The organism is Pseudomonas sp. G(2018) (assembly GCF_005502415.1).
Taxonomy (GTDB): Bacteria; Pseudomonadota; Gammaproteobacteria; order Pseudomonadales; family Pseudomonadaceae; genus Aquipseudomonas.
On sequence record NZ_SCOO01000004.1, the window covers coordinates 237,007 to 256,395 of the forward strand.

General features: G+C 60.8%; 21 protein-coding genes and 1 riboswitch. Of the genes, 14 read left to right on the forward strand and 7 right to left on the reverse strand.

Annotated features, from left to right (window positions below; genetic code table 11):
• The first annotated feature begins 40 nt into the window (after positions 1–40).
• Positions 41–1,657, forward strand: coding sequence for an L-aspartate oxidase (nadB, locus tag FFS64_RS06200; protein WP_137804625.1), 1,617 nt, complete (start codon positions 41–43; stop codon positions 1,655–1,657).
• On the opposite strand, the gene FFS64_RS06205 is transcribed toward nadB, so the two are convergent.
• Together FFS64_RS06205 and FFS64_RS06210 are read right to left on the reverse strand one after the other, a co-directional pair.
• Positions 1,626–2,078, reverse strand: coding sequence for a protein YgfX (locus FFS64_RS06205; protein WP_137804626.1), 453 nt, complete (start codon positions 2,076–2,078; stop codon positions 1,626–1,628). The genes nadB and FFS64_RS06205 overlap by 32 nt on opposite strands.
• Positions 2,062–2,316: a succinate dehydrogenase assembly factor 2 gene (locus tag FFS64_RS06210; protein ID WP_007898624.1), complete on the reverse strand. Its 255-nt coding sequence runs from the start codon at positions 2,314–2,316 to the stop codon at positions 2,062–2,064. The genes FFS64_RS06205 and FFS64_RS06210 overlap by 17 nt, the downstream gene beginning before the upstream one ends.
• A 149-nt stretch (positions 2,317–2,465) precedes the next feature.
• On the opposite strand from FFS64_RS06210, the gene FFS64_RS06215 reads away from it, so the two are divergent.
• Complete coding sequence (locus tag FFS64_RS06215; RefSeq protein ID WP_137804627.1) at positions 2,466–3,407, forward strand: folate-binding protein YgfZ; 942 nt, start codon at positions 2,466–2,468, stop codon at positions 3,405–3,407.
• A 35-nt stretch (positions 3,408–3,442) separates the two neighbouring features.
• Positions 3,443–4,264 (forward strand): HDOD domain-containing protein, encoded by an 822-nt coding sequence (locus tag FFS64_RS06220; protein ID WP_137804628.1) that lies wholly within the window; start codon positions 3,443–3,445, stop codon positions 4,262–4,264.
• A gap of 23 nt (positions 4,265–4,287) precedes the next feature.
• Here the strand turns inward: FFS64_RS06220 and FFS64_RS06225 are convergent, their stop codons facing one another.
• Together FFS64_RS06225 and FFS64_RS06230 are read right to left on the reverse strand one after the other, a co-directional pair.
• A complete protein-coding gene (locus tag FFS64_RS06225; protein ID WP_137804629.1) occupies positions 4,288–5,676 on the reverse strand; it encodes a sensor histidine kinase in 1,389 nt (462 codons plus the stop codon).
• Positions 5,669–6,340: a response regulator gene (locus FFS64_RS06230; protein WP_075947499.1), complete on the reverse strand. Its 672-nt coding sequence runs from the start codon at positions 6,338–6,340 to the stop codon at positions 5,669–5,671. The genes FFS64_RS06225 and FFS64_RS06230 overlap by 8 nt, the downstream gene beginning before the upstream one ends.
• Positions 6,341–6,578: 238 nt before the next feature.
• Here FFS64_RS06230 and FFS64_RS06235 point away from each other — a divergent pair, with 238 nt between their 5' ends.
• From FFS64_RS06235 to FFS64_RS06255, 5 genes are read left to right on the forward strand one after another with little or no spacing between them, the layout of a single operon-like run.
• Positions 6,579–7,871, forward strand: a complete 1,293-nt coding sequence (locus FFS64_RS06235) for an OprD family porin (protein ID WP_137804630.1) — start codon at positions 6,579–6,581, stop codon at positions 7,869–7,871.
• Positions 7,872–7,910: 39 nt separating this feature from the next.
• Positions 7,911–8,891 carry a tripartite tricarboxylate transporter substrate binding protein gene (locus FFS64_RS06240; RefSeq protein ID WP_095195470.1) on the forward strand — a complete coding sequence of 327 codons (981 nt, stop codon included), beginning with the start codon at positions 7,911–7,913 and terminating at the stop codon, positions 8,889–8,891.
• A 58-nt stretch (positions 8,892–8,949) separates the two neighbouring features.
• Entirely contained in the window at positions 8,950–9,408 is a 459-nt protein-coding gene (locus FFS64_RS06245) for a tripartite tricarboxylate transporter TctB family protein (protein WP_137804631.1), read from the forward strand.
• Position 9,409: 1 nt separating this feature from the next.
• Positions 9,410–10,924 carry a tripartite tricarboxylate transporter permease gene (locus tag FFS64_RS06250; RefSeq protein ID WP_137804632.1) on the forward strand — a complete coding sequence of 505 codons (1,515 nt, stop codon included), beginning with the start codon at positions 9,410–9,412 and terminating at the stop codon, positions 10,922–10,924.
• Positions 10,917–11,957 (forward strand): AbrB family transcriptional regulator, encoded by a 1,041-nt coding sequence (locus tag FFS64_RS06255; protein ID WP_137804633.1) that lies wholly within the window; start codon positions 10,917–10,919, stop codon positions 11,955–11,957. Before FFS64_RS06250 ends, FFS64_RS06255 begins: the two co-directional genes overlap by 8 nt.
• 45 nt (positions 11,958–12,002) lie before the next feature.
• Here the strand turns inward: FFS64_RS06255 and ung are convergent, their stop codons facing one another.
• The gene (gene ung / locus FFS64_RS06260) at positions 12,003–12,695 is read right to left on the reverse strand and encodes a uracil-DNA glycosylase (RefSeq protein ID WP_137804634.1); all 693 of its coding nucleotides are present in this window, start codon (positions 12,693–12,695) and stop codon (positions 12,003–12,005) included.
• A 132-nt stretch (positions 12,696–12,827) separates the two neighbouring features.
• On the opposite strand from ung, the gene FFS64_RS06265 reads away from it, so the two are divergent.
• Complete coding sequence (locus FFS64_RS06265) at positions 12,828–13,943, forward strand: enoyl-CoA hydratase/isomerase family protein (protein ID WP_137804635.1); 1,116 nt, start codon at positions 12,828–12,830, stop codon at positions 13,941–13,943.
• 53 nt (positions 13,944–13,996) lie between these two features.
• On the opposite strand, the gene FFS64_RS06270 is transcribed toward FFS64_RS06265, so the two are convergent.
• On the reverse strand, positions 13,997–14,443 hold the full coding sequence (locus FFS64_RS06270) for a hypothetical protein (RefSeq protein ID WP_137804636.1): 447 nt from the start codon (positions 14,441–14,443) through the stop codon (positions 13,997–13,999).
• A gap of 167 nt (positions 14,444–14,610) precedes the next feature.
• Positions 14,611–14,856 carry a hypothetical protein gene (locus FFS64_RS06275; RefSeq protein ID WP_095195463.1) on the reverse strand — a complete coding sequence of 82 codons (246 nt, stop codon included), beginning with the start codon at positions 14,854–14,856 and terminating at the stop codon, positions 14,611–14,613.
• A 277-nt stretch (positions 14,857–15,133) separates the two neighbouring features.
• Positions 15,134–15,234, forward strand: a riboswitch (guanidine-I (ykkC/yxkD leader).
• Positions 15,235–15,295: 61 nt separating this feature from the next.
• On the opposite strand from FFS64_RS06275, the gene FFS64_RS06285 reads away from it, so the two are divergent.
• The 5 genes from FFS64_RS06285 to FFS64_RS06305 are packed head-to-tail and all read left to right on the forward strand — an operon-like array spanning position 15,296 to position 19,370.
• Complete coding sequence (locus FFS64_RS06285) at positions 15,296–16,363, forward strand: putative urea ABC transporter substrate-binding protein (protein WP_137804637.1); 1,068 nt, start codon at positions 15,296–15,298, stop codon at positions 16,361–16,363.
• Positions 16,364–16,378: 15 nt separating this feature from the next.
• Positions 16,379–17,194, forward strand: a complete 816-nt coding sequence (locus FFS64_RS06290) for an ABC transporter permease (RefSeq protein WP_137804638.1) — start codon at positions 16,379–16,381, stop codon at positions 17,192–17,194.
• Entirely contained in the window at positions 17,191–17,979 is a 789-nt protein-coding gene (locus FFS64_RS06295; protein ID WP_137804639.1) for an ABC transporter ATP-binding protein, read from the forward strand. Before FFS64_RS06290 ends, FFS64_RS06295 begins: the two co-directional genes overlap by 4 nt.
• Positions 17,980–17,991: 12 nt before the next feature.
• Entirely contained in the window at positions 17,992–18,717 is a 726-nt protein-coding gene (locus FFS64_RS06300) for an urea amidolyase associated protein UAAP1 (RefSeq protein WP_137804640.1), read from the forward strand.
• Between the two features lie 11 nt (positions 18,718–18,728).
• A complete protein-coding gene (locus FFS64_RS06305; protein ID WP_137804641.1) occupies positions 18,729–19,370 on the forward strand; it encodes an urea amidolyase associated protein UAAP2 in 642 nt (213 codons plus the stop codon).
• Positions 19,371–19,389 lie beyond the last annotated feature (19 nt).

Consider the following 19,389-nt stretch of genomic DNA (forward strand, 5'->3'; position numbering starts at 1 on the left):
CGCCTCCCCCGACCCGGGTCGCCTTGAGCGGAATCCTGAAATGAGCCAACAGTTTCAACACGATGTTCTGGTAATTGGCAGCGGTGCTGCCGGCTTGAGCCTTGCGCTGACCTTACCCGGTCATTTACGCATCGCCGTACTGAGCAAAGGCGACCTCGCCAACGGCTCGACGTTCTGGGCCCAGGGCGGCGTTGCTGCCGTGCTGGACGACACCGACACTGTCGAATCCCACGTCGACGACACTCTTAATGCCGGCGGTGGCCTGTGCCACGAAGACGCTGTGCGTTTTACCGTCGAACACAGTAAAGAAGCGATTCAATGGCTGATCGATCAGGGCGTACCCTTTACCCGCGATGAACAGTCCGGCACTGAGGATGGCGGATTCGAATTCCACCTGACTCGCGAAGGCGGCCACAGTCATCGACGGATCATTCATGCCGCCGATGCCACCGGGGCGGCCATTTTCAGGACACTACTGACCCAAGCCACACAGCGGCCGAACATCGAACTGCTGGAACAGCGGGTGGCTATCGACCTGATTACGGAAAAACGCCTCGGACTCGAGGGCGAGCGCTGCCTGGGTGCCTATGTACTCAACCGTGGCACCGGCGAAGTCGACACCTACGGCGCCCGTTTCGTGATCCTCGCTTCCGGCGGCGCAGCCAAGGTCTACCTCTACACCAGCAATCCCGACGGTGCGTGCGGTGACGGTATCGCTATGGCTTGGCGTTCGGGCTGTCGGGTGGCAAACCTGGAATTCAACCAGTTCCACCCCACTTGCCTGTATCACCCGCAAGCCAAGAGCTTCCTGATCACCGAAGCCCTGCGCGGCGAAGGTGCGCACCTGAAACTGCCCAACGGCGAGCGTTTCATGCAGCGCTTCGATCCAAGGGCCGAACTCGCCCCGAGGGACATCGTCGCACGGGCCATCGACCATGAAATGAAGCGTCTGGGCGTCGATTGCGTTTACCTGGACATCAGTCACAAATCCGAAGCGTTCATCAAGTCGCACTTCCCGACCGTGTACGAACGCTGCCTCGAGTTTTCCATCGACATCACCAAACAACCGATTCCAGTGGTGCCGGCGGCGCACTACACCTGTGGCGGCGTCATGGTCGACCAGCAAGGCCGCACCGATGTGCCGGGGTTGTACGCGATTGGCGAAACCAGCTTCACGGGCCTGCACGGCGCCAATCGCATGGCCAGTAACTCTTTGCTGGAATGTTTTGTTTACGCCCGTTCGGCGGCGGCGGACATCATGGAGCAGCTGCCGCAGGTTTCAACCCCTGTCGCCCTGCCCGCCTGGGACGCGAGCCAGGTGACCGACTCTGATGAAGACGTGATCATTGCGCACAACTGGGATGAATTGCGGCGCTTCATGTGGGACTACGTCGGCATCGTGCGTACCAACAAGCGCTTGCAGCGGGCCCAGCATCGAGTACGCCTGCTGCTCGACGAAATCGACGAGTTCTACAGCAACTACAAGGTCAGCCGGGACTTGATCGAACTGCGTAACCTGGCCCAGGTCGCCGAACTGATGATCCTCTCAGCCATGGAGCGCAAGGAAAGTCGCGGCCTGCATTACACACTCGACTACCCGAACATGTTGCCAGTGGCCCTGGACACTATTCTGGTGCCGCCCACCTACGCCGACTGAACTTGAGCCGGACCCGCAGGCGTCGGTGCAGATCCGTCGCCTGCGAATCCCGGGGCACGCAAATGGCCCTGACTCGCCGCTCACCGCGCAAACGAAAGCGCAGCACAACGCCCCATGGCAACGCCAGGCTGTCCGGTCTCAACTGTACCGGCTGCCACCCCGCTGCCTGACTCCACAACTGCCAGCCCTCGGCGTCGCGCCGCAAGCCACGGAACGCGTGTGGATGCGTCAGCAGTATCTGACGCGGCAGCGTCCAGGCGGCGTGCAACAGGCAACAAAAAGCACCGAACAAACAAGTCCAAAGCGGAATGGAAAGCAAAAAAAACGAACCCAGCACAGACAACTGGGCCAAAAGATAGGCCGCCAGCAAATGCCGTGAGGCATGCCAGCGGCATTCGAACGAATTACTTGGGCTGGACACGATCCAGAATCATGCGAACCATGCGCTGAAGCTCCGGATCTTCCGATTCGGCACGCTCCATGAACCAGCCGAACATGTCCTGATCTTCGCATTCGAGCAACCTGACGTAGCAGGCGCGATCCACTTCGTTGAGGTGCGGATAGACCTCTTTCACAAACGGCACCAGCAACACGTCAAGCTCAAGCATGCCGCGGCGGCTGTGCCAGTAGAGGCGATTCAGTTCAACATCTTCGACCATGGAGCGCTCCTCAAATAGGCCGCAAGTATACAGCCCCGCGCCTCATCGAACAGTCGGCTTTGGTCGGTCACCGACGATCCTTTGTGAACTACCCATTTCGAGGGCGCCCCCTTATCATGTCCGCCAGACTCTTTACCCTGCGATGACCCATGGCCGATTCTGCTTTTTTCTGCACGCTGTCTCATGAAGGTGTTCTGGCGGTCCGCGGCGCGGACGCCGGCAAGTTCCTGCAAGGCCAATTGACCTGCAATCTCAATTACCTGAGCGACACCCAGGCCAGCCTCGGTGCGCGCTGCACGCAGAAAGGCCGGATGCAATCGAGCTTCCGCATTCTGCTCGAAGGCGATGGTGTACTCCTGGCCATGGCCCGCGAACTGCTGGAACCGCAATTGGCGGACCTGAAGAAGTACGCGGTGTTCTCCAAGTCCAAGTTGACCGACGAAAGCGCCGCCTGGGTTCGCTTCGGCGTTGAACAGGGCGATGCAGCACTCAATAGCCTTGGGCTTGGGTTGCCGGCAGAAACCGACAGCGTTGCGCGCCACGACGGACTGATCGCCATTCGTGTTTCACCTGAACGGGCCGAACTCTGGGTCGCCGCCGATCAAGCCGATGCCATCAAGGGCAAACTGTCCGCCCTGCTGGCGGAAGGTGATCTGAACCGATGGCTGCTGGGCCAGGTCCGCGCCGGAATCGGCCAGGTGATGCCAGGCACCCGCGAGTTGTTCATCCCGCAAATGCTCAATCTGCAAGCCGTCGGTGGCGTGAGTTTCAAAAAAGGCTGCTACACCGGCCAGGAAATCGTCGCGCGCATGCAGTACCTGGGAAAACTCAAGCGTCGCCTGTATCGCGTGCGATTGGATGCCAGCGAACTGCCGGAACCCGGTACCCAACTGTTTTCCCCAAGCCACGCCAGTTCGATCGGTGAAGTGGTGCTGGCTGCCAGTACCGGTCAGCACATCGAACTGCTGGCGGTGTTGCAAGCCGAAGCGGCCGAGGCCGGTGATATCCACGTCGGCGCGCTTGATGGCCCTGCCCTGCACTTGCTCGACCTGCCTTACCAACTGGACCGCGACCGCGAAATCCAGCGTTAACCGCAGTATTTTTTTGCGACACCTAGAGAAACGAAATGAGTGAGCTGGCGGAAAAGGTCCAGAGGGATTTGGTTGAGGCCATCGATAATGATGACCTGGTCCTGCCGACATTACCGGAAGTGGCTTTGCAGATTCGCAAGGCCGCTGAAGATCCGGAAATCAGCATCAGCACCCTGAGCAAAGTGATCGGCCGCGATGCCGCGCTGTCGGCGCGCCTGATCAAAGTGGTCAATAGTCCCTTGCTGCGCGCCACCCAGGAAGTCACCGACTTGCACACGGCGATCACACGCCTGGGCATCAACTACAGCAGCAACCTGGCCATCGGCCTGGTCATGGAGCAGATTTTCCATGCCCGTTCCGAAGTAGTGGAACAGAAGATGCGCGAAGTCTGGCGCAAGAGTCTGGAAATCGCCGGCGTCAGTTATGCGTTGTGCCGCAGCTATACCCAGCTCAAGCCCGATCAGGCAGCCCTTGGCGGGTTGGTGCATCAGATCGGTGTACTGCCGATCCTGACCTACGCCGAAGATCACTACGAACTGCTGTCGGACCCGGTCAGCCTCAACCATGTGATCGATCACATTCACCCGTTGCTCGGCGACAAGCTGCTCAGGGTTTGGGAGTTTCCGGACATGCTGGTGCAAGTGCCGCAGCTGTATCTGAATTTCAAGCGACAGTCCGGGCAGATCGATTACGTCGACCTGGTGCAAGTGGCCAGCCTGTATTGCCACAAAGACACCGATCACCCGATCTCGCGCATTGATCCTTTCAGCGTGCCGGCCTTCATCAAGCTCGGGATCGATCCGGACAACAAGGTGATGTGCGCCGACCTGGAAGAAACGCGTTCGATGTTTTACTGATCCAGGAGCGCGAAGAGGCCACCTCACTCCCCGGCAATAAAACTCACCCGCACTTTCAACCCCGCCCTCTCGCCATCGTGCAGGCTGATCTGTGCCAGGTGCGCGCGGCAGATCTCGCCGACAATCGCCAAGCCCAAACCTGATCCGGCCACTTGCTGGTTGCGTCGGTAAAAGCGCTCGAATACCCGGTCACGCTCATCCAGGGGAATGCCCGGGCCATCGTCCTCGACCTCCAGCACCGCCGGCGCCGAGACCCGCAGAATGACGTTGCCGCCTGGAGGTGTGTGGGCCAGCGCGTTATCCACCAAATTGCTCAACAGTTCGTTCAACAAGGTCGGCTCGCCCCGCAGCCATACCGGCTCGTCCGCTTCCAGCGCCAGCGCCACCCCGCGCTTGTGGGCCAGCGGTGCCATGGCCATGCCCAGTTCACGCGCCAGTTGACTCAGATCCAGCAACTGCGCACCGCCCTCGGCAATCGCCCGGGCGCCATTTTCGACCCGCGCCAGCGAAAGCAACTGGTTGGCCAGATGGGTCAAGCGATCGGTACTCTGGGCGGCGGTTTCCAGGGTACTGCGCCAGGTTTCGGGCTCGTTCGCCCGCAGGCCAAGCTCAAGTCGCGCCTTGAGGGCTGCCAGCGGCGTACGCAGTTCATGGGCGGCGTCGGCGATGAATTGCGCCTGACGCTCGAATTGCTCACGCAGGCGTTCGGTAAAGTGATTCAGTGCACGCACCAGCGGCCACAGCTCACGCTGGACTTCCACCAACGGCAACGGACGCAGATCATCGGATTGCCGTTCTTCCACCGCCGTGCGCAAGCGCTCCAGGGGGCGCAGCGCGGCGCTGACGGCAAACCACACCAACAGCAGCGCACCGACTGCCAGCATGCCCAAGCGCAGCAAGGTATCCGCCGCCAGGCTGCGCGCCATGCTCACCCGCGCCTCATCGGTTTCCGCGACACGAATTTCCGCCATGCCATTCATGTTCGGTTCGCTGACCGGTTTGAGCAGGCTGACCACCCGCACGTTCTGCCCGCGATAGGTAGCGTTGTAAAAACGCGCCAGTGCCGGGTAGTCATCGGTGCGCGGTGTTCCGGGAGGTGGAGCGGGTAGGTTTTCGTAACCGGAAATCAGGTTCTGGTGGATGTCGTTGACCAGGTAAAAAATCCGCCCGGCGCTGTCGTAGGCGAAGGTATCCAGCGCCACGTAAGGCACGTCGGCGCTGAGCGTCCCGTCACGTTGGGAAACACCTGCCGCAATGGTCCGCGCCGAGGCCAGCAAGGTCCGGTCATAGGCGGTATCGGCGGCCTCGCGACCATTCCAATAGGCGCTCAAGCCGCTGGCCAGCATCAACACCACCAGCAACAGCGCCAGGTTCCACAGCAGGCGCCAACGCAGGCTGCTGGGCTTATGCATCGCGGCTTTCCAGCAAATAACCGAGACCGCGGAAAGTCACGATGGCGACGGGCTGACCGTCGAGTTTCTTGCGCAAGCGATGCACATAGATTTCGATGGCGTCGGGGCTAGCCTCCTCGTCCAGACCGAAGACCTGAGAGGCCAGTTGCTCCTTGCTCATCACCCGGCCGGGACGAGCGATCAGTGCTTCAAGCACGGCCTGCTCGCGGGAGGTCAGGGTCAGCAACTCTTCACCGAGGGTGAAGCGCCGGGTGTCCAGGTCATAGGCCAGCACGCCACAGCGTTGCAGCCGCTCACCGCCCAGCACGCTACGGCGCAACAAGGCTTTGACCCGGGCTTCGAGTTCGGTGAGCTCGAAAGGCTTGGCCAGGTAATCGTCGGCGCCGAGGTTAAGGCCGTGGACACGATCCTTCACATCGCTGCGCGCGGTCAGCATCAGCACCGGCAAGTTCTTTCCCCGCGCGCGCAGACGCGCCAGCACTTCGAAACCATCCATGCGCGGCAGGCCGACATCGAGGATCGCCATGGCGTATTCCTCGCTGCCCAGCGCCAGGTCGGCAGCCACGCCGTCGTGCAGCACATCCACGGTCAACCCGGTGCTCTTGAGCGCCTGGGCGACGCTTTCGGCGAGCTGCAGATGGTCTTCGACGAGCAGAACACGCATGGATCTTTACCTCATTCAGGGATGGTCGACGCCATTCTTTGGCGCGGAGTTTACAGCCACCTCCGCTGCTGTGAAGCCCGCAAAGCCGTTAAAGCCTGATGAAAGGTTAGCGAAAGGTTGGCTGGTTAGAGTCGAGTTACGGAATGTTTCAAGTTCCGACGCTGCTGCCACACAGCGACCCGAAAAACGCCTCGAAGCGTTTTCGACCAATAAGAACAATAAACGGAGTACGTCACCCATGCAGTCCTTGCAGACCCAGGCTCGCGCGCCTGCCCGCCTCTCCCGTTTCAGCCACACCGCCCTTGCCAGTGCTGCCGCGCTTGCCGGCTTTTCGCCGTTGAGCCAGGCCGATTTCATCGAAGACAGTTCGGCCACTTTCGAAACCCGCAATATGTACTTCAACCGCGATTTTCGCGACGGCACCAGCGCCCAGCAGTCCAAGCGTGATGAATGGGCCCAGGGTTTCATGCTCAACCTTCAATCGGGTTACACCGACGGCACCGTGGGGTTCGGGGTCGATGCACTGGGCATGTTGGGGGTCAAGCTCGATTCCAGTCCTGACCGAACAGGAACTGGCCTGTTGCCGACCCACGATGACGGGCGCGCGGCTGACGAATACTCCAAACTGGGCCTGACCGGCAAAGTGAAGGTCTCCGCCACCGAGTTGAAAATCGGCAGCCTGATACCGGAATTGCCGATCCTCAAGCCAAACGATGGGCGCATCCTGCCGCAGACGTTTGAAGGCGGCCTGCTGACGTCCAAAGAGATCAAGAACCTGACCTTCACCGGTGGGCGCCTGGAAAAAGCCAAGGACCGCGACAGCACGGATTTCGAGGACATCGCCCTCAACAACAAGAACAGCCGTTTCGCCGGCACGGTTGCGGGCAAGCATTTCGACTTTGGCGGCGTGGACTACAAGTTCACCGACAAAATCACCGGCAGTTACCACTTCGCGCAACTCGATGAAGTCTATAACCAGCATTTCCTCGGTGTGATTGCCTCGCAGCCGTTCGGGCCAGGGACCTTCGGTACCGATTTGCGCCTGGCCATCAGTGATGACGAGGGTGCAGCCCGTGGCGGCAAGATCGACAACAAATCCCTCAATGGCCTGGTGAGTTACGCCTTGAGCGGGCACAAGTTCAGCGCCGGCTATCAGCACATGTCCGGCGACAGCGCGTTCCCCTATGTGGATGGTGCCGACCCGTACCTGGTCAACTTCGTGCAAATCAACGACTTTGCCGGCGCCGAAGAGCGCTCATGGCAGGCACGTTATGACTACGACTTCGCCAAACTCGGCGTTCCCGGCCTGAGTTTCATGAGCCGTTACTTGAGCGGTGACAACATCAAACTCAAGAACGGTGACGAAGGCAAAGAGTGGGAACGCAATACCGAGATCAAGTACGTCGTGCAAAGTGGCGCCCTCAAGGACGTCGCCGTACGCCTGCGCAATGCCACTTACCGCTCCAATTATTCTGCTCGCGATGCCGACGAAGTGCGTCTGCTGGTGAGCTATAGCGTTGCCCTTTGGTAATTCAGTACGTCCATAACAAAAACTCCCAAGGAGACTTGAATGAACCTGTCAATGCGTAAAAAAGTAGCCCTCGCCGCCAGCTGCATGTTGTTCGCCGGCCAACTGATGGCTGAACCCAAGCGCCCGGAATGCATCGCCCCGGCGTCCCCTGGCGGCGGTTTCGACCTGACCTGCAAACTGGCGCAAAGCGCGCTGGTGAATGAAAAGCTGCTGACCAAGCCGATGCGTGTGACCTACATGCCCGGCGGTGTCGGCGCGGTGGCCTACAACGCGGTGGTTGCCCAGCGCCCGGCGGATGCCGGGACCCTGGTGGCCTGGTCCAGCGGTTCGCTGCTGAACCTGGCGCAGGGCAAGTTCGGTCGTTTCGATGAAACCAACGTGCGCTGGCTCGCGGCCGTCGGCACCAGCTATGGCGCCATCGCGGTGAAAAGCGATTCGCCCTACAAGACCCTGGACGATCTGGTACAGGCTCTGAAGAAAGACCCGAGCAAAGTGGTGATCGGTTCCGGTGGCACCGTCGGCAGCCAGGACTGGATGCAGACCGCCCTGATTGCCAAGGCCGCCGGGATCAACCCGCGCGACCTGCGTTATGTCGCCCTCGAAGGCGGCGGTGAAATCGCCACGGCCCTGCTTGGCGGCCACATCCAGGTTGGCAGCACCGACATCTCCGACTCCATGCCGCATATCCAGAGCGGTGACATGCGCCTGCTGGCGGTGTTCTCCGACAAGCGTCTGGACGAGCCGGAAATGAAAGACATTCCAACCGCCAAAGAGCAAGGCTACGACATCGTCTGGCCGGTGGTTCGCGGTTTCTACCTGGGGCCGAAAGTCAGCGACGAAGACTACGCCTGGTGGAAGGACTCCTTCGACAAGCTGCTGGCGTCCGAAGACTTCGCCAAGCTGCGCGATCAGCGTGAACTGTTCCCGTTCGCCATGACCGGCCAGGAGCTGGACACCTACGTGAAGAAACAGGTCGCGGACTACAAGGTACTGGCCAAAGAGTTCGGCCTGATCCAGTGATCGTCACTGTCTAGCGGCCACGGTTCCGTTTTGCGGGGCCGTGGCACAGGAGTTCCCCATGCTCTTACAACGCATTTTTGCTTCGGTGCTGTTGCTGGCCTGCCTCAGCCTGGTGCTGATGGCCTGGCCCTATCAGGCACCTTTTTCCTACGAACCGATCGGCCCTCGGGCTTTCCCCTTGTTGATGCTGGGGCTGATGGGCCTGGCGCTGGTTTACATGGTGTATCGCCCCTCGCCGATCAAGCACACCGATGAAGATCCACCGATGGATCGCGAGACCCTGAGCAAGATTGGTGTCTGCGTGCTGTTGCTGCTGGTTTTCGCCGGGCTGTTCGAACCGCTGGGCTTCATCCTCAGCAGCATGCTGGTAGGCATTCCGATGGCACGCCTGTACGGCGGGCGTTGGTTGCCGGGCGCGGTGATCATCAGCCTGATGAGCGTCGGCCTGTACCTGCTGTTCGACAAAGTCATGGACGTGCCACTGCCTCTGGGCCTGCTCGACGTTCTGGAGAACTGATATGGATACGCTTGGTTATTTGAGTCACGGCTTTGGCGTCGCACTGACCCCTTACAACCTGGTGACCGCGCTCAGCGGCACATTGATCGGTACGATCGTCGGCCTGTTGCCGGGGCTGGGGCCGATCAACGGCGTGGCATTGCTGATCCCGATCGCCTTCGCCCTGGGCCTGCCGCCGGAGTCGGCGCTGATCCTGTTGGCCGCGGTGTACCTGGGTTGCGAATACGGCGGCCGGATCAGCTCGATTCTGCTGAACATTCCAGGCGAAGCCTCCACCGTGATGACCACCCTCGACGGTTATCCGATGGCCCGCCAGGGCCTGGCCGGTGTGGCGCTGTCGCTGTCGGCCTGGAGTTCGTTCATCGGTGCATTCATTGCGACCTGCGGCATGGTGGTGTTCGCGCCGATGCTGGCGAAATGGGCGATTGCCTTCGGCCCGGCGGAATACTTCGTGCTGATGGTGTTTGCGATTGTCTGCCTCGGCGGCATGGCCGGCGACCGTCCTCTGAAGACATTCGTTGCAGCGCTGATCGGCCTGTTCCTGTCGACCGTCGGCATTGATGCCAACAGCGGTGTTTACCGGTTCACCGGCGATAACATTCACCTCACCGACGGCATTCAGTTCGTGGTGCTGGTGCTCGGCCTGTTCTCCATCAGCGAAATCCTGTTGCTGCTGGAAAAAACCCACCGTGGCCAGGAAGCCTTCCAGGCCACCGGCCGGATGCTGTTCAACTTCAAGGAAGCCGCGTCGGTGTTCTGGGTGAACATGCGTTGCGGGGTGCTCGGCTTCATCATGGGCGTACTGCCGGGAGCCGGCGCGACGCTGGCCAGCGCCGTGGCCTACATGACCGAGAAACGCATCGCCGGGCCAAACGGCAAATTCGGCCAGGGTGACAAGCGCGGCCTCGCAGCCCCGGAAACCGCCATCGGTGCCGAAGCCTGCGGTGCGCTGGTGCCGATGCTGACCCTCGGCGTTCCGGGTTCGGGCACCACGGCGGTGATGATCGGCGCGCTGTCGCTGTACAACATCACGCCGGGTCCGCTGCTGTTTCAACAGCAACCGGATATCGTCTGGGGCCTGATCGCGTCGTTGTTTATCGCCAACATCATGCTGGTGATCCTCAACATTCCGATGATCCGTATCTTCACCAAGATTCTCGCCGTACCGAACTGGGCGCTGGTACCGATGATCGCCATCATCACCGCCATCGGTGTGTATGCGGTGCATGCCACCACCTTCGATCTGTTCCTGATGATCGGTATCGGCATCTTCGGCTACATCCTGCGCAAGCTGGACTTCCCGTTGTCGCCGGTTTTGCTGGGCTTCATCCTCGGAGGCTTGATGGAGCAGAACCTGCGTCGGGCTTTGTCGATTTCCAACGGTTCGCTGGATATTCTCTGGTCGAGCGGAATCACCATGGGTGTCTGGGGGTTGATCGTGGTCATGTTGCTGGTGCCGATTGTGCGCATCTGGCGCAAACGTTCGGTTGCTCGGCGCGTCATTGCCGATGTCTGATCGGACACCGTTCAAAGCGTGGTGGGGCACACCACTGGTCGGCCTGCTGGGCGGTTACCTCGCCAGCCAGGTCGGCTGGCCGCTGCCATGGATGGTGGGCTCGTTGCTGGCGATCATCCTGGTTCGCTGCCTGACGCCCTGGCAACTGGCGGAAATCCCTGGCGGCCGCAAGTGCGGTCAGTGGATCGTCGGCATCGGTATTGGCCTGCACTTCACCCCGGTGGTGATGGAGCAGGTTTTGAGTCATTTCGGCCTGATCTTCTTCGGTGCGTTGGTCACCAGCCTGTCCGCGGTGGTCGGGGTCTGGCTGATGCGGCGCACCGGCGAAGACCGCGCCACGGCGTTCTTCTCCAGCATGCCCGGCGGCTCCGGGGAGATGGTCAACCTCGGCGCCCGCAACGGTGCGGTACTCAGCCGGGTCGCTGCCGGCCAGAGCTTGCGGGTGTTGGTGGTGGTGCTGTGTGTGCCGGCTGCATTCAAATATCTGTTGGGCGACGGCACGCCTATTTCCCACGCCGGCAGCATCGATTGGCGCTGGCTGGCGATCTTGTTTCCCGCAGGCGCATTGGCCGCCTGGATCTGGGAACGTTTGCGTCAACCCAACCCATGGCTGTTCGGGCCGCTGCTGGTGAGTGCAACGGTCAGCATCGGTTGGGACCTGCATATCGGATTGCCCGACGGCGGCAGCCAGATCGGTCAATGGCTGATCGGCAGCGGCTTGGGCTGTCACTTCAACCGGCAGTTTTTCCGTCGCGCGCCCTCGTTCATGGGCCGGACGTTGGTTGGCACGGTGTTGACCATGTTGATCGCGACGGCGGCGGCATTGGGTTTGAGTGCCCTGACCCACCTGGATTTGCGCTCGCTGACCCTGGGCATGATGCCCGGAGGCATTGCGGAAATGAGCCTGACGGCGGAAACCCTGCAACTGTCGGTGCCGCTGGTGACGGCGATGCAGGTGATGCGGCTGCTGTTTGTGTTGTTTCTGGCGGAGCCGTTGTTCAGGTATTGGAACCGCAACCCGGATTCTGTCTGAAAGACCGAGTTGCCTGCTCGCGAAGGGGCCATCACGGACACCACATCAAACCGGCGGCAACCGCCAATCGATCGGCGTCTCGCCATTCTGTTCCAGGAACTTGTTGGTCCGGCTGAAGTGTCCGCAACCGAGGAAGCCTCGATAGGCCGACAGCGGTGATGGGTGCACAGACGTCAGCACCAAATGTTTGGTGGCGTCGATCAGCTTCTGCTTGCTCTGGGCATGGGCGCCCCACAGCATAAACACCAGATGCGATTGCTGTTGGCTGACCACTTCAATGATCCGATCCGTGAAAAACTGCCAGCCCTTGTCCTTGTGCGCGTTGGCGTTGGCGCGCTCGACGGTCATGGTGGTGTTGAGCATCAGCACGCCCTGCTCGGCCCAGCTCTGCAAGTAGCCGTGGTTGGGGATGTCGATGTTCAGGTCGCGTTTCAACTCTTTATAGATGTTCACCAGCGACGGCGGTGCCGGCACTCCCGGTTGCACCGAGAAGCACAAGCCATGGGCCTGGCCCGGGCCGTGATACGGGTCCTGGCCGAGGATCACCACCTTGACCTTGTCCAGCGGCGTGGAATTGAGCGCGTTGAAGATCATCGGGCCTGGTGGATAGATTTCCTTGCCGGCCGCCCGCTCCTGCTGCAGGAAATTTCGCAACTCTGCCATATAGGGCTGGTCGAATTCCGCACGCAGTGCCTCCTTCCAGCTCGGTTCGAGTTTGATACGGTCGTCAGCAGTCATGGTCATATCCGGCAAAAACAATGGGGCGAACCCTAAGAAGCCTCACCACGCTTGTCAATTGATCTGACGCAGATCCGGCACTTTCCCACACAGCGATCATACTTAACCCTCAAATTCCCGATCGAGGTCACGATGAATCTGCACTTCGAAGAACTCACCGGCACCGACGGCGCCCGCATCGGCGTTGCCACCCTCAACGCAGAAAAGTCGCTCAACGCCCTATCCTTGCCGATGATCAACGCCCTGCGCGACCGACTGGACGCCTGGGCCAAGGAGCCGCAAATCGTCTGCGTCCTGCTGCGCGGCAACGGCGCCAAGGCCTTCTGCGCCGGCGGCGAAGTGCGCAGTCTGGTGGAGGCCTGCCGCGCCCATCCGGGTGAAGTGCCGACGCTGGCCGCTCATTTCTTCAACTCGGAATACCGCCTGGACTTCAGCCTGCACACTTACCCTAAACCGTTGATCTGCTGGGGGCACGGTTATGTACTCGGCGGCGGCATGGGTCTGCTGCAGGGGGCAAGCACTCGCATTGTCACGCCGAGCAGTCGATTGGCGATGCCGGAGATCAGTATCGGCCTGTATCCGGACGTCGGCGCCAGTTGGTTCCTGTCGCGCCTGCCCGGCAAGCTCGGCGTGTTTCTCGGCTTGACCGGCGCCCACATGAACGGTCGTGATGCGATCGATCTGGACCTGGCCGACCGCTTCCTGCTCGATGAACAGCAGGAAGTGCTGATCGAAGGTTTGTTGCAGCTCAACTGGCAGGAACAGACGCCGATGCAGCTCAATAGTCTGCTCAAGGCCTTGCAGCAGGAAGCCGTCGACCAGATGCCTGAAGCCCAGTGGTTGCCGCGTCGCCAGCGTATCGATGAACTGCTGGATGTCAGCGATGTGCGTTGTGCCTGGAAGGCCATCAGCGGGCTACGTGACAGCACCGACCTGCTGCTCAGCCGCGCCGCGCGGACTATGAGCGAGGGCTCGCCGCTGACCGCTCATCTGGTGTGGGAACAGATCATCCGCGCCCGGCATATGTCGCTGGCGCAAGTCTTTCAGATGGAATACACCCTGAGCCTCAATTGCTGTCGGCATCCGGAGTTCAGCGAAGGTGTGCGAGCGCGGCTGATCGACAAGGACCAGAAACCGCATTGGCACTGGCCGGACATCAACAATGTGCCGGATGCGGTGGTCCAGGCGCATTTTCACAAGGTTTGGGAGGGGCGGCATCCATTGGCAGACTTGTCGGAGTACCAATAACAACTGTGGGAGCGAGCCTGCTCGCTCCCACAGGGAATTGCGTTTACACCGGATTAGCGGTGATTACCCCGGCCGTCGTGATCGCCGCGTCCATTGCGGCCGCCTCGACGATCGTGATTGTCGTTTCGTCCGCGACGATGATCATTGTCCCAGCCGCCACGGTTGCGACCGTCCCAACCATGGTTCTGATGCACCCTGTAGTCAGGCCGTGACTGATAGTAACGAGGAACCGGCTGGTAATAACGCGGTGCCGGTTGATAGACCCGCGGCTGGTGGTAATAGCGCGGCGTCGGCTGGTAATACCTGGCAGGCGGCGCGTAGTACCGGCGCGGTGGTGTGTAGTACCCGCCGTTGTAGTAAGGCCCGCCGCTGGAGTAATAGGCTGGCGCCGGCGATGTATAGACCTCTGAACTGTAGTAACTGACTCCTCCATCGGAATAAGGCACGCATCCACTCAGGGACAAAGCCAACACAGCCATCAGTAGAATTTGGCGATGCATAGCGGCCTCCTGGACCGCGAGTGAGCCACACCAGCGACGCTGGCAGGCGACAGTCGAATGTTGTGCAACTGTCGAAACATCTGACATCGATTTCGGAATCTGGTGCGATCACGCAACAAGTTGAAACATGTCGCCGATGAAAGGTTTTTCATCTATTCACGCGCTGATTAGTGGCGTCCCCCGCGATATCCACCGCCGTAATAACGTGGCGCGTGGCCGCCCCAGTAGTAATAGCGATAGCCACCGTAAAAGCGTGGGCCATGGTAGTAACGCGGGCCGTAATAGTAGGAATAAGGCGAATAACCAGGATAATAATAAGGGGCGGGATACACGACGTCGTAGCCACCGGCGTAGTAATAACAACCGGACAATCCAAGACCCAACGCAGCACCGAGCAACAGTCGTCGAAACATGGCGGCCTCCTGAAAGACCCGCAGCCGGAACAGGCCGACTGACTCCTGTTTTGACTCACAATCCCCTATCAAGTGCGCCGCCAGGCCAACCTTCGGATCAGTGGCCGAGACGTCCCATTGCGGTGCGCAGGCGCACCATCACAACGCATCAACCTGGCTCCCTGCCACAGCATCATTCGACCAATCCCCCACGCCAGAGCGCTTCAGTCGACTTGGCACGGCTCTCGCTTTAGCAACAGCGTGCAGGAGTCATCACAGGTTCGCGGCACCACAATTTGCAATGGCTGACTAGGGTTCCGGCTCGCAATCGCGAGTGACTGGTCCGAGAGTTGGCGACCTCCAGTTGAGGTTACACGGCGGGACAAAAGCCCGGGAGACAAGCCACCGTTCGCGGTGCCGCGTTGCCTCCTGCCCGCCCCTGATCAACTGGAGAACCACCATGCCCCAGCTTCGCTTACCCACCCTGCTCGCCGCTGCCTTCGCAGCCTTCGTCAGCTTCTCTTCCCAGGCCGCGCAAAAAGATCACTTCAGTGTCTGCTGGACCATCTATGCCGGCTGGATGCCCTGGGAGTACGCCGGCAGCCAGGGCATCGTCGACAAATGGGCGAAGAAGTACGGCATCAAGATCGATGTGGTGCAGCTCAACGACTACGTCGAATCCATCAATCAGTACACCGCCGGCCAGTTCGACGGTTGCACAATGACCAACATGGATGCCCTGACCATCCCGGCGGCCGGTGGCGTCGACAGCACCGCGCTGATCATCAGCGATTTCTCCAACGGCAACGACGGCATCGTACTCAAGGGCGAAGGCAAGAAAGTCGCCGACCTCAAGGGCATGGACGTCAATCTGGTGGAGCTGTCGGTGTCCCACTATCTGCTGGCCAGGGCCCTGGATTCGGTGGACCTCACCGAGAAAGACCTGAAAGTGGTCAACACCTCCGACGCCGACATCTCGGCCGCCTTTAACACCGATCAGGTCAACGCTGTCACCACCTGGAACCCGATGCTTTCGGACATCAAGGCCAAACCGGCAGTGACCGAAGTCTTCAACTCCAGCCAGATACCCGGCGAAATCATGGACATGATGGTCGTCAACTCGCAAACCCTCAAAGACAACCCGGCCTTGGGCAAGGCGCTGACCGGTGCCTGGTTCGAAGTGGTCGAGTTGATGAACGCGAAAAGCGCCGCTGGTAAAGCCGCCCTCGAACACATGGCCAAAGCCTCGGGCACTGACCTGGCGGGTTTCCAGGCGCAATTGGACACCACCAAACTGTTCGCCACCCCCAAGGAAGCCCTGGCGTTCAGCACCAGCAAGCAACTGCCGGAAACCATGCGCAAGGTCGCCGAGTTCTCCTTCCAGCATGGCTTGCTGGGTGAAGGCGCCAAGGACACCAGTGCGGTCGGTATGGCTTTCGCCAACGGCGTGACCAGCGGCGACAAGGGCAACCTCAAGCTGCGCTTCGACCCGAGTTACGTGCAGATGGCCGCCGACGCCAAGTTGTAAGAGGAGAACTTGGCCATGCGCCTGATCAATCGCCACCCGGACCGCCCGAGTCGCCTGTTGCTGGTGATCCTGCCGTTCGCCCTGGTGCTGTTCGCCTACTTCATGGGTTCGGCAGAGCGGCTGACGGCAAACCCCAATGACAAGCTGTTGCCCAGCGCCGTACAGATGACCGACGCGGTGAAACGCCTGGCTTTCGTGGCCGACACGCGCACCGGTGAATATGTGCTGTGGCAGGACACCGCTTCCAGCCTTCGACGCCTGGCCATTGGCCTGGGTATCAGCGCGCTGGCAGGTCTGTGCCTGGGCATGGCGGCCGGTACGTTGCCGCTGTTCGGCGCACCGTTATCGCCTTTGCTGACGGTGCTGTCGATGGTGCCGCCACTGGCGATCCTGCCCATCCTGTTCATCGTCTTCGGTCTCGGCGAGTTGTCGAAAGTGATGCTGATCGTGATCGGCATCACCCCGGCCCTGGCCCGCGATCTGGAACAGCGCGCCCGGGAAATTCCCGTGGAGCTGCTGATCAAGGCCCAGACCCTCGGTGCTTCGACCTGGACCCTGATGCTGCGGGTGGTGCTGCCGCAACTGCTGCCGCGCCTGTTGATCTCGCTGCGGCTGATGCTCGGCTCGGCGTGGCTGTTCCTGATTGCCGCAGAAGCCATCGCCTCCACCGACGGTCTCGGCTACCGGATTTTCCTGGTTCGCCGTTACCTGGCGATGGACGTGATCCTGCCCTACGTGGTGTGGATCACCCTGCTCGCCTGGCTGATGGATTGGGCGCTGAAACACCTGACCCGACGTGCGTTTCCCTGGTACGAAGGAGCACGCGCATGAGCTTTATCACCGTGAAAAACGTCTGGCAGCAATACGCCGATCAAGTGGTGCTCGAAGGTTTGAACCTGAGTGTCAACGAGGGTGAGTTCTGCACCCTGGTCGGCGCCTCGGGTTGCGGCAAGTCGACCTTCCTGCGGTTATTGCTCGGCCAGGAAAAAGCCAGTCGCGGCGAGATTCTGCTCGACGGCCAACCGCTGGCCGGTGAACCGGATGCCAGCCGTGGCGTGGTGTTCCAGCGCTATTCGGTGTTCCCGCACCTGAGCGTGCTGGACAACGTCGCCCTCGGTCTGGAACTGCCGCGTTCTCCGATACTGGGGCGGTTGTTCAGCAGTGCCAAAAAAGAGGCCCGCGATCAAGCCTCGGTGCTGCTGCACAAAGTCGGCCTGGGCCACTCGCTGGACAAATACCCGGCGCAGCTTTCCGGTGGCATGCAGCAACGGTTGGCCATCGCCCAGGCGCTGATCATGAAGCCGCGAGTGCTGCTGCTCGACGAACCGTTCGGCGCCCTCGATCCGGGTATCCGCAAAGACATGCACGCCTTGCTCCTGGAGCTGTGGCGCGAGACGCAACTGACCGTATTCATGGTCACCCACGACCTGTCCGAAGGTTTCAGCCTCGGCACCCGTTTGCTGGTGTTCGACAAGATCCGCGTCGATCCGCACGCCCCCGGCGCCTATGGCGCGCGCATCACCTACGACATCCCTTTGAACAGCGACCGCCGCGTCCAACGTGCCGTCGTCGACGCCCTGCCGGTGCAACTGGCGGGCACGCTTCGTACCGCTTGAGAGGATTTTTCCATGACTGATTCGACCCAACTGTTCCCACCCTTCGCCGAAGAAATGCTTCCCGGTGGCGGCCATCGTTCGTTCGTGCTCAACCGCGGCCAATTGCTGCGCCTGACGGACATCCGTGGCGGCGCCAACGTCAGCCTGACGCTGCTCAACGCCTATGAAAAAACCGAGCGCCTGAACCTGCCCGACAGCCTCAAATGCCAACACACCGCCAAGCTCACCGCCGGCCATTGCCTGTACTCGGACATGGGCCGGGTGCTGGCCGCCATCACCACCGACACCTGCGGTTGGAGCGACAGCCTCGGCGGCGTGCTGTGCGCTGAAGAAGTCGCGGACAAATACGGTGCCGGTCGCTACCAGGAACTGCGCAACGGCTTTTTCCGCAACGGTACCGACAACCTGCTGGTGGAACTGGGCAAGTGGGGATTAGGCCTGTCCGACCTGTTGATGACGCTCAATCTGTTCAGCCGGGTGAACGTCGATGAAAGCGGACGTTTCCACTTTGTCGAAGGCAACTCCAAAGCCGGTGACTACATAGAGTTGTACGCGCCGATGGATACGCTGGTGGTACTCACTGCGCTGCAACATCCAATGGACCCGGCGCCGGAATATGCACCCAAACCCTTGAAGCTCAGCTGGATGAACGCCGACGCCAGCGTCGCCGAACACTGCCGCACCTCGCGCCCGGAAAACGAGCGTGGCTTCATCAACACCGACCGTCTGTTCGCCTGAGGATCGCTGCCATGTCACTCGCTATCGCCACCGTTCACAAGCAACCAGAAACCGCGATCTACCGCGCCACCATCCCCGCCGGCGAACCCTGGCTGATGGAGGTCAAGGCCGGCCAGACCTTGCGCATCCTCGACCTGGAAGGCAACCAGGCGGTCGACACCTTGTTCTACAGCCTCGCCAATCCGAAAGAACGCTACGACGTGCAACGCACCTTGCGCCGGCAAAACAGCGTCTACCTGAGTACCGGCAGCGTGCTGTATTCCAACCTCGGCAAGCCGATGCTGACCATCGTCGCCGACACCTGCGGCCGCCACGACACCCTCGGCGGCGCCTGTGCGCAAGAGAGCAACACCGTGCGTTACGCCCTGGAAAAACGCTACATGCACAGCTGCCGCGACAACTACCTGCGCGCTTGCGTCCACGATGGCCGACTGGGCAAAGGCGACATCGGCCCGAACATCAACTTCTTCATGAACGTGCCGGTCACCGCCGACGGCGGCCTGACCTTTGAAGACGGCATTTCCGCGCCGGGCAAATACGTCGACCTGCGGGCCGAGATGGACGTGATCGTGCTGATCTCCAACTGCCCGCAACTGAACAACCCGTGCAACGCCTACAACCCGACACCTGCGGAGCTGCTGGTATGGAACTGAAATTAGCGCGGTTGCGGCG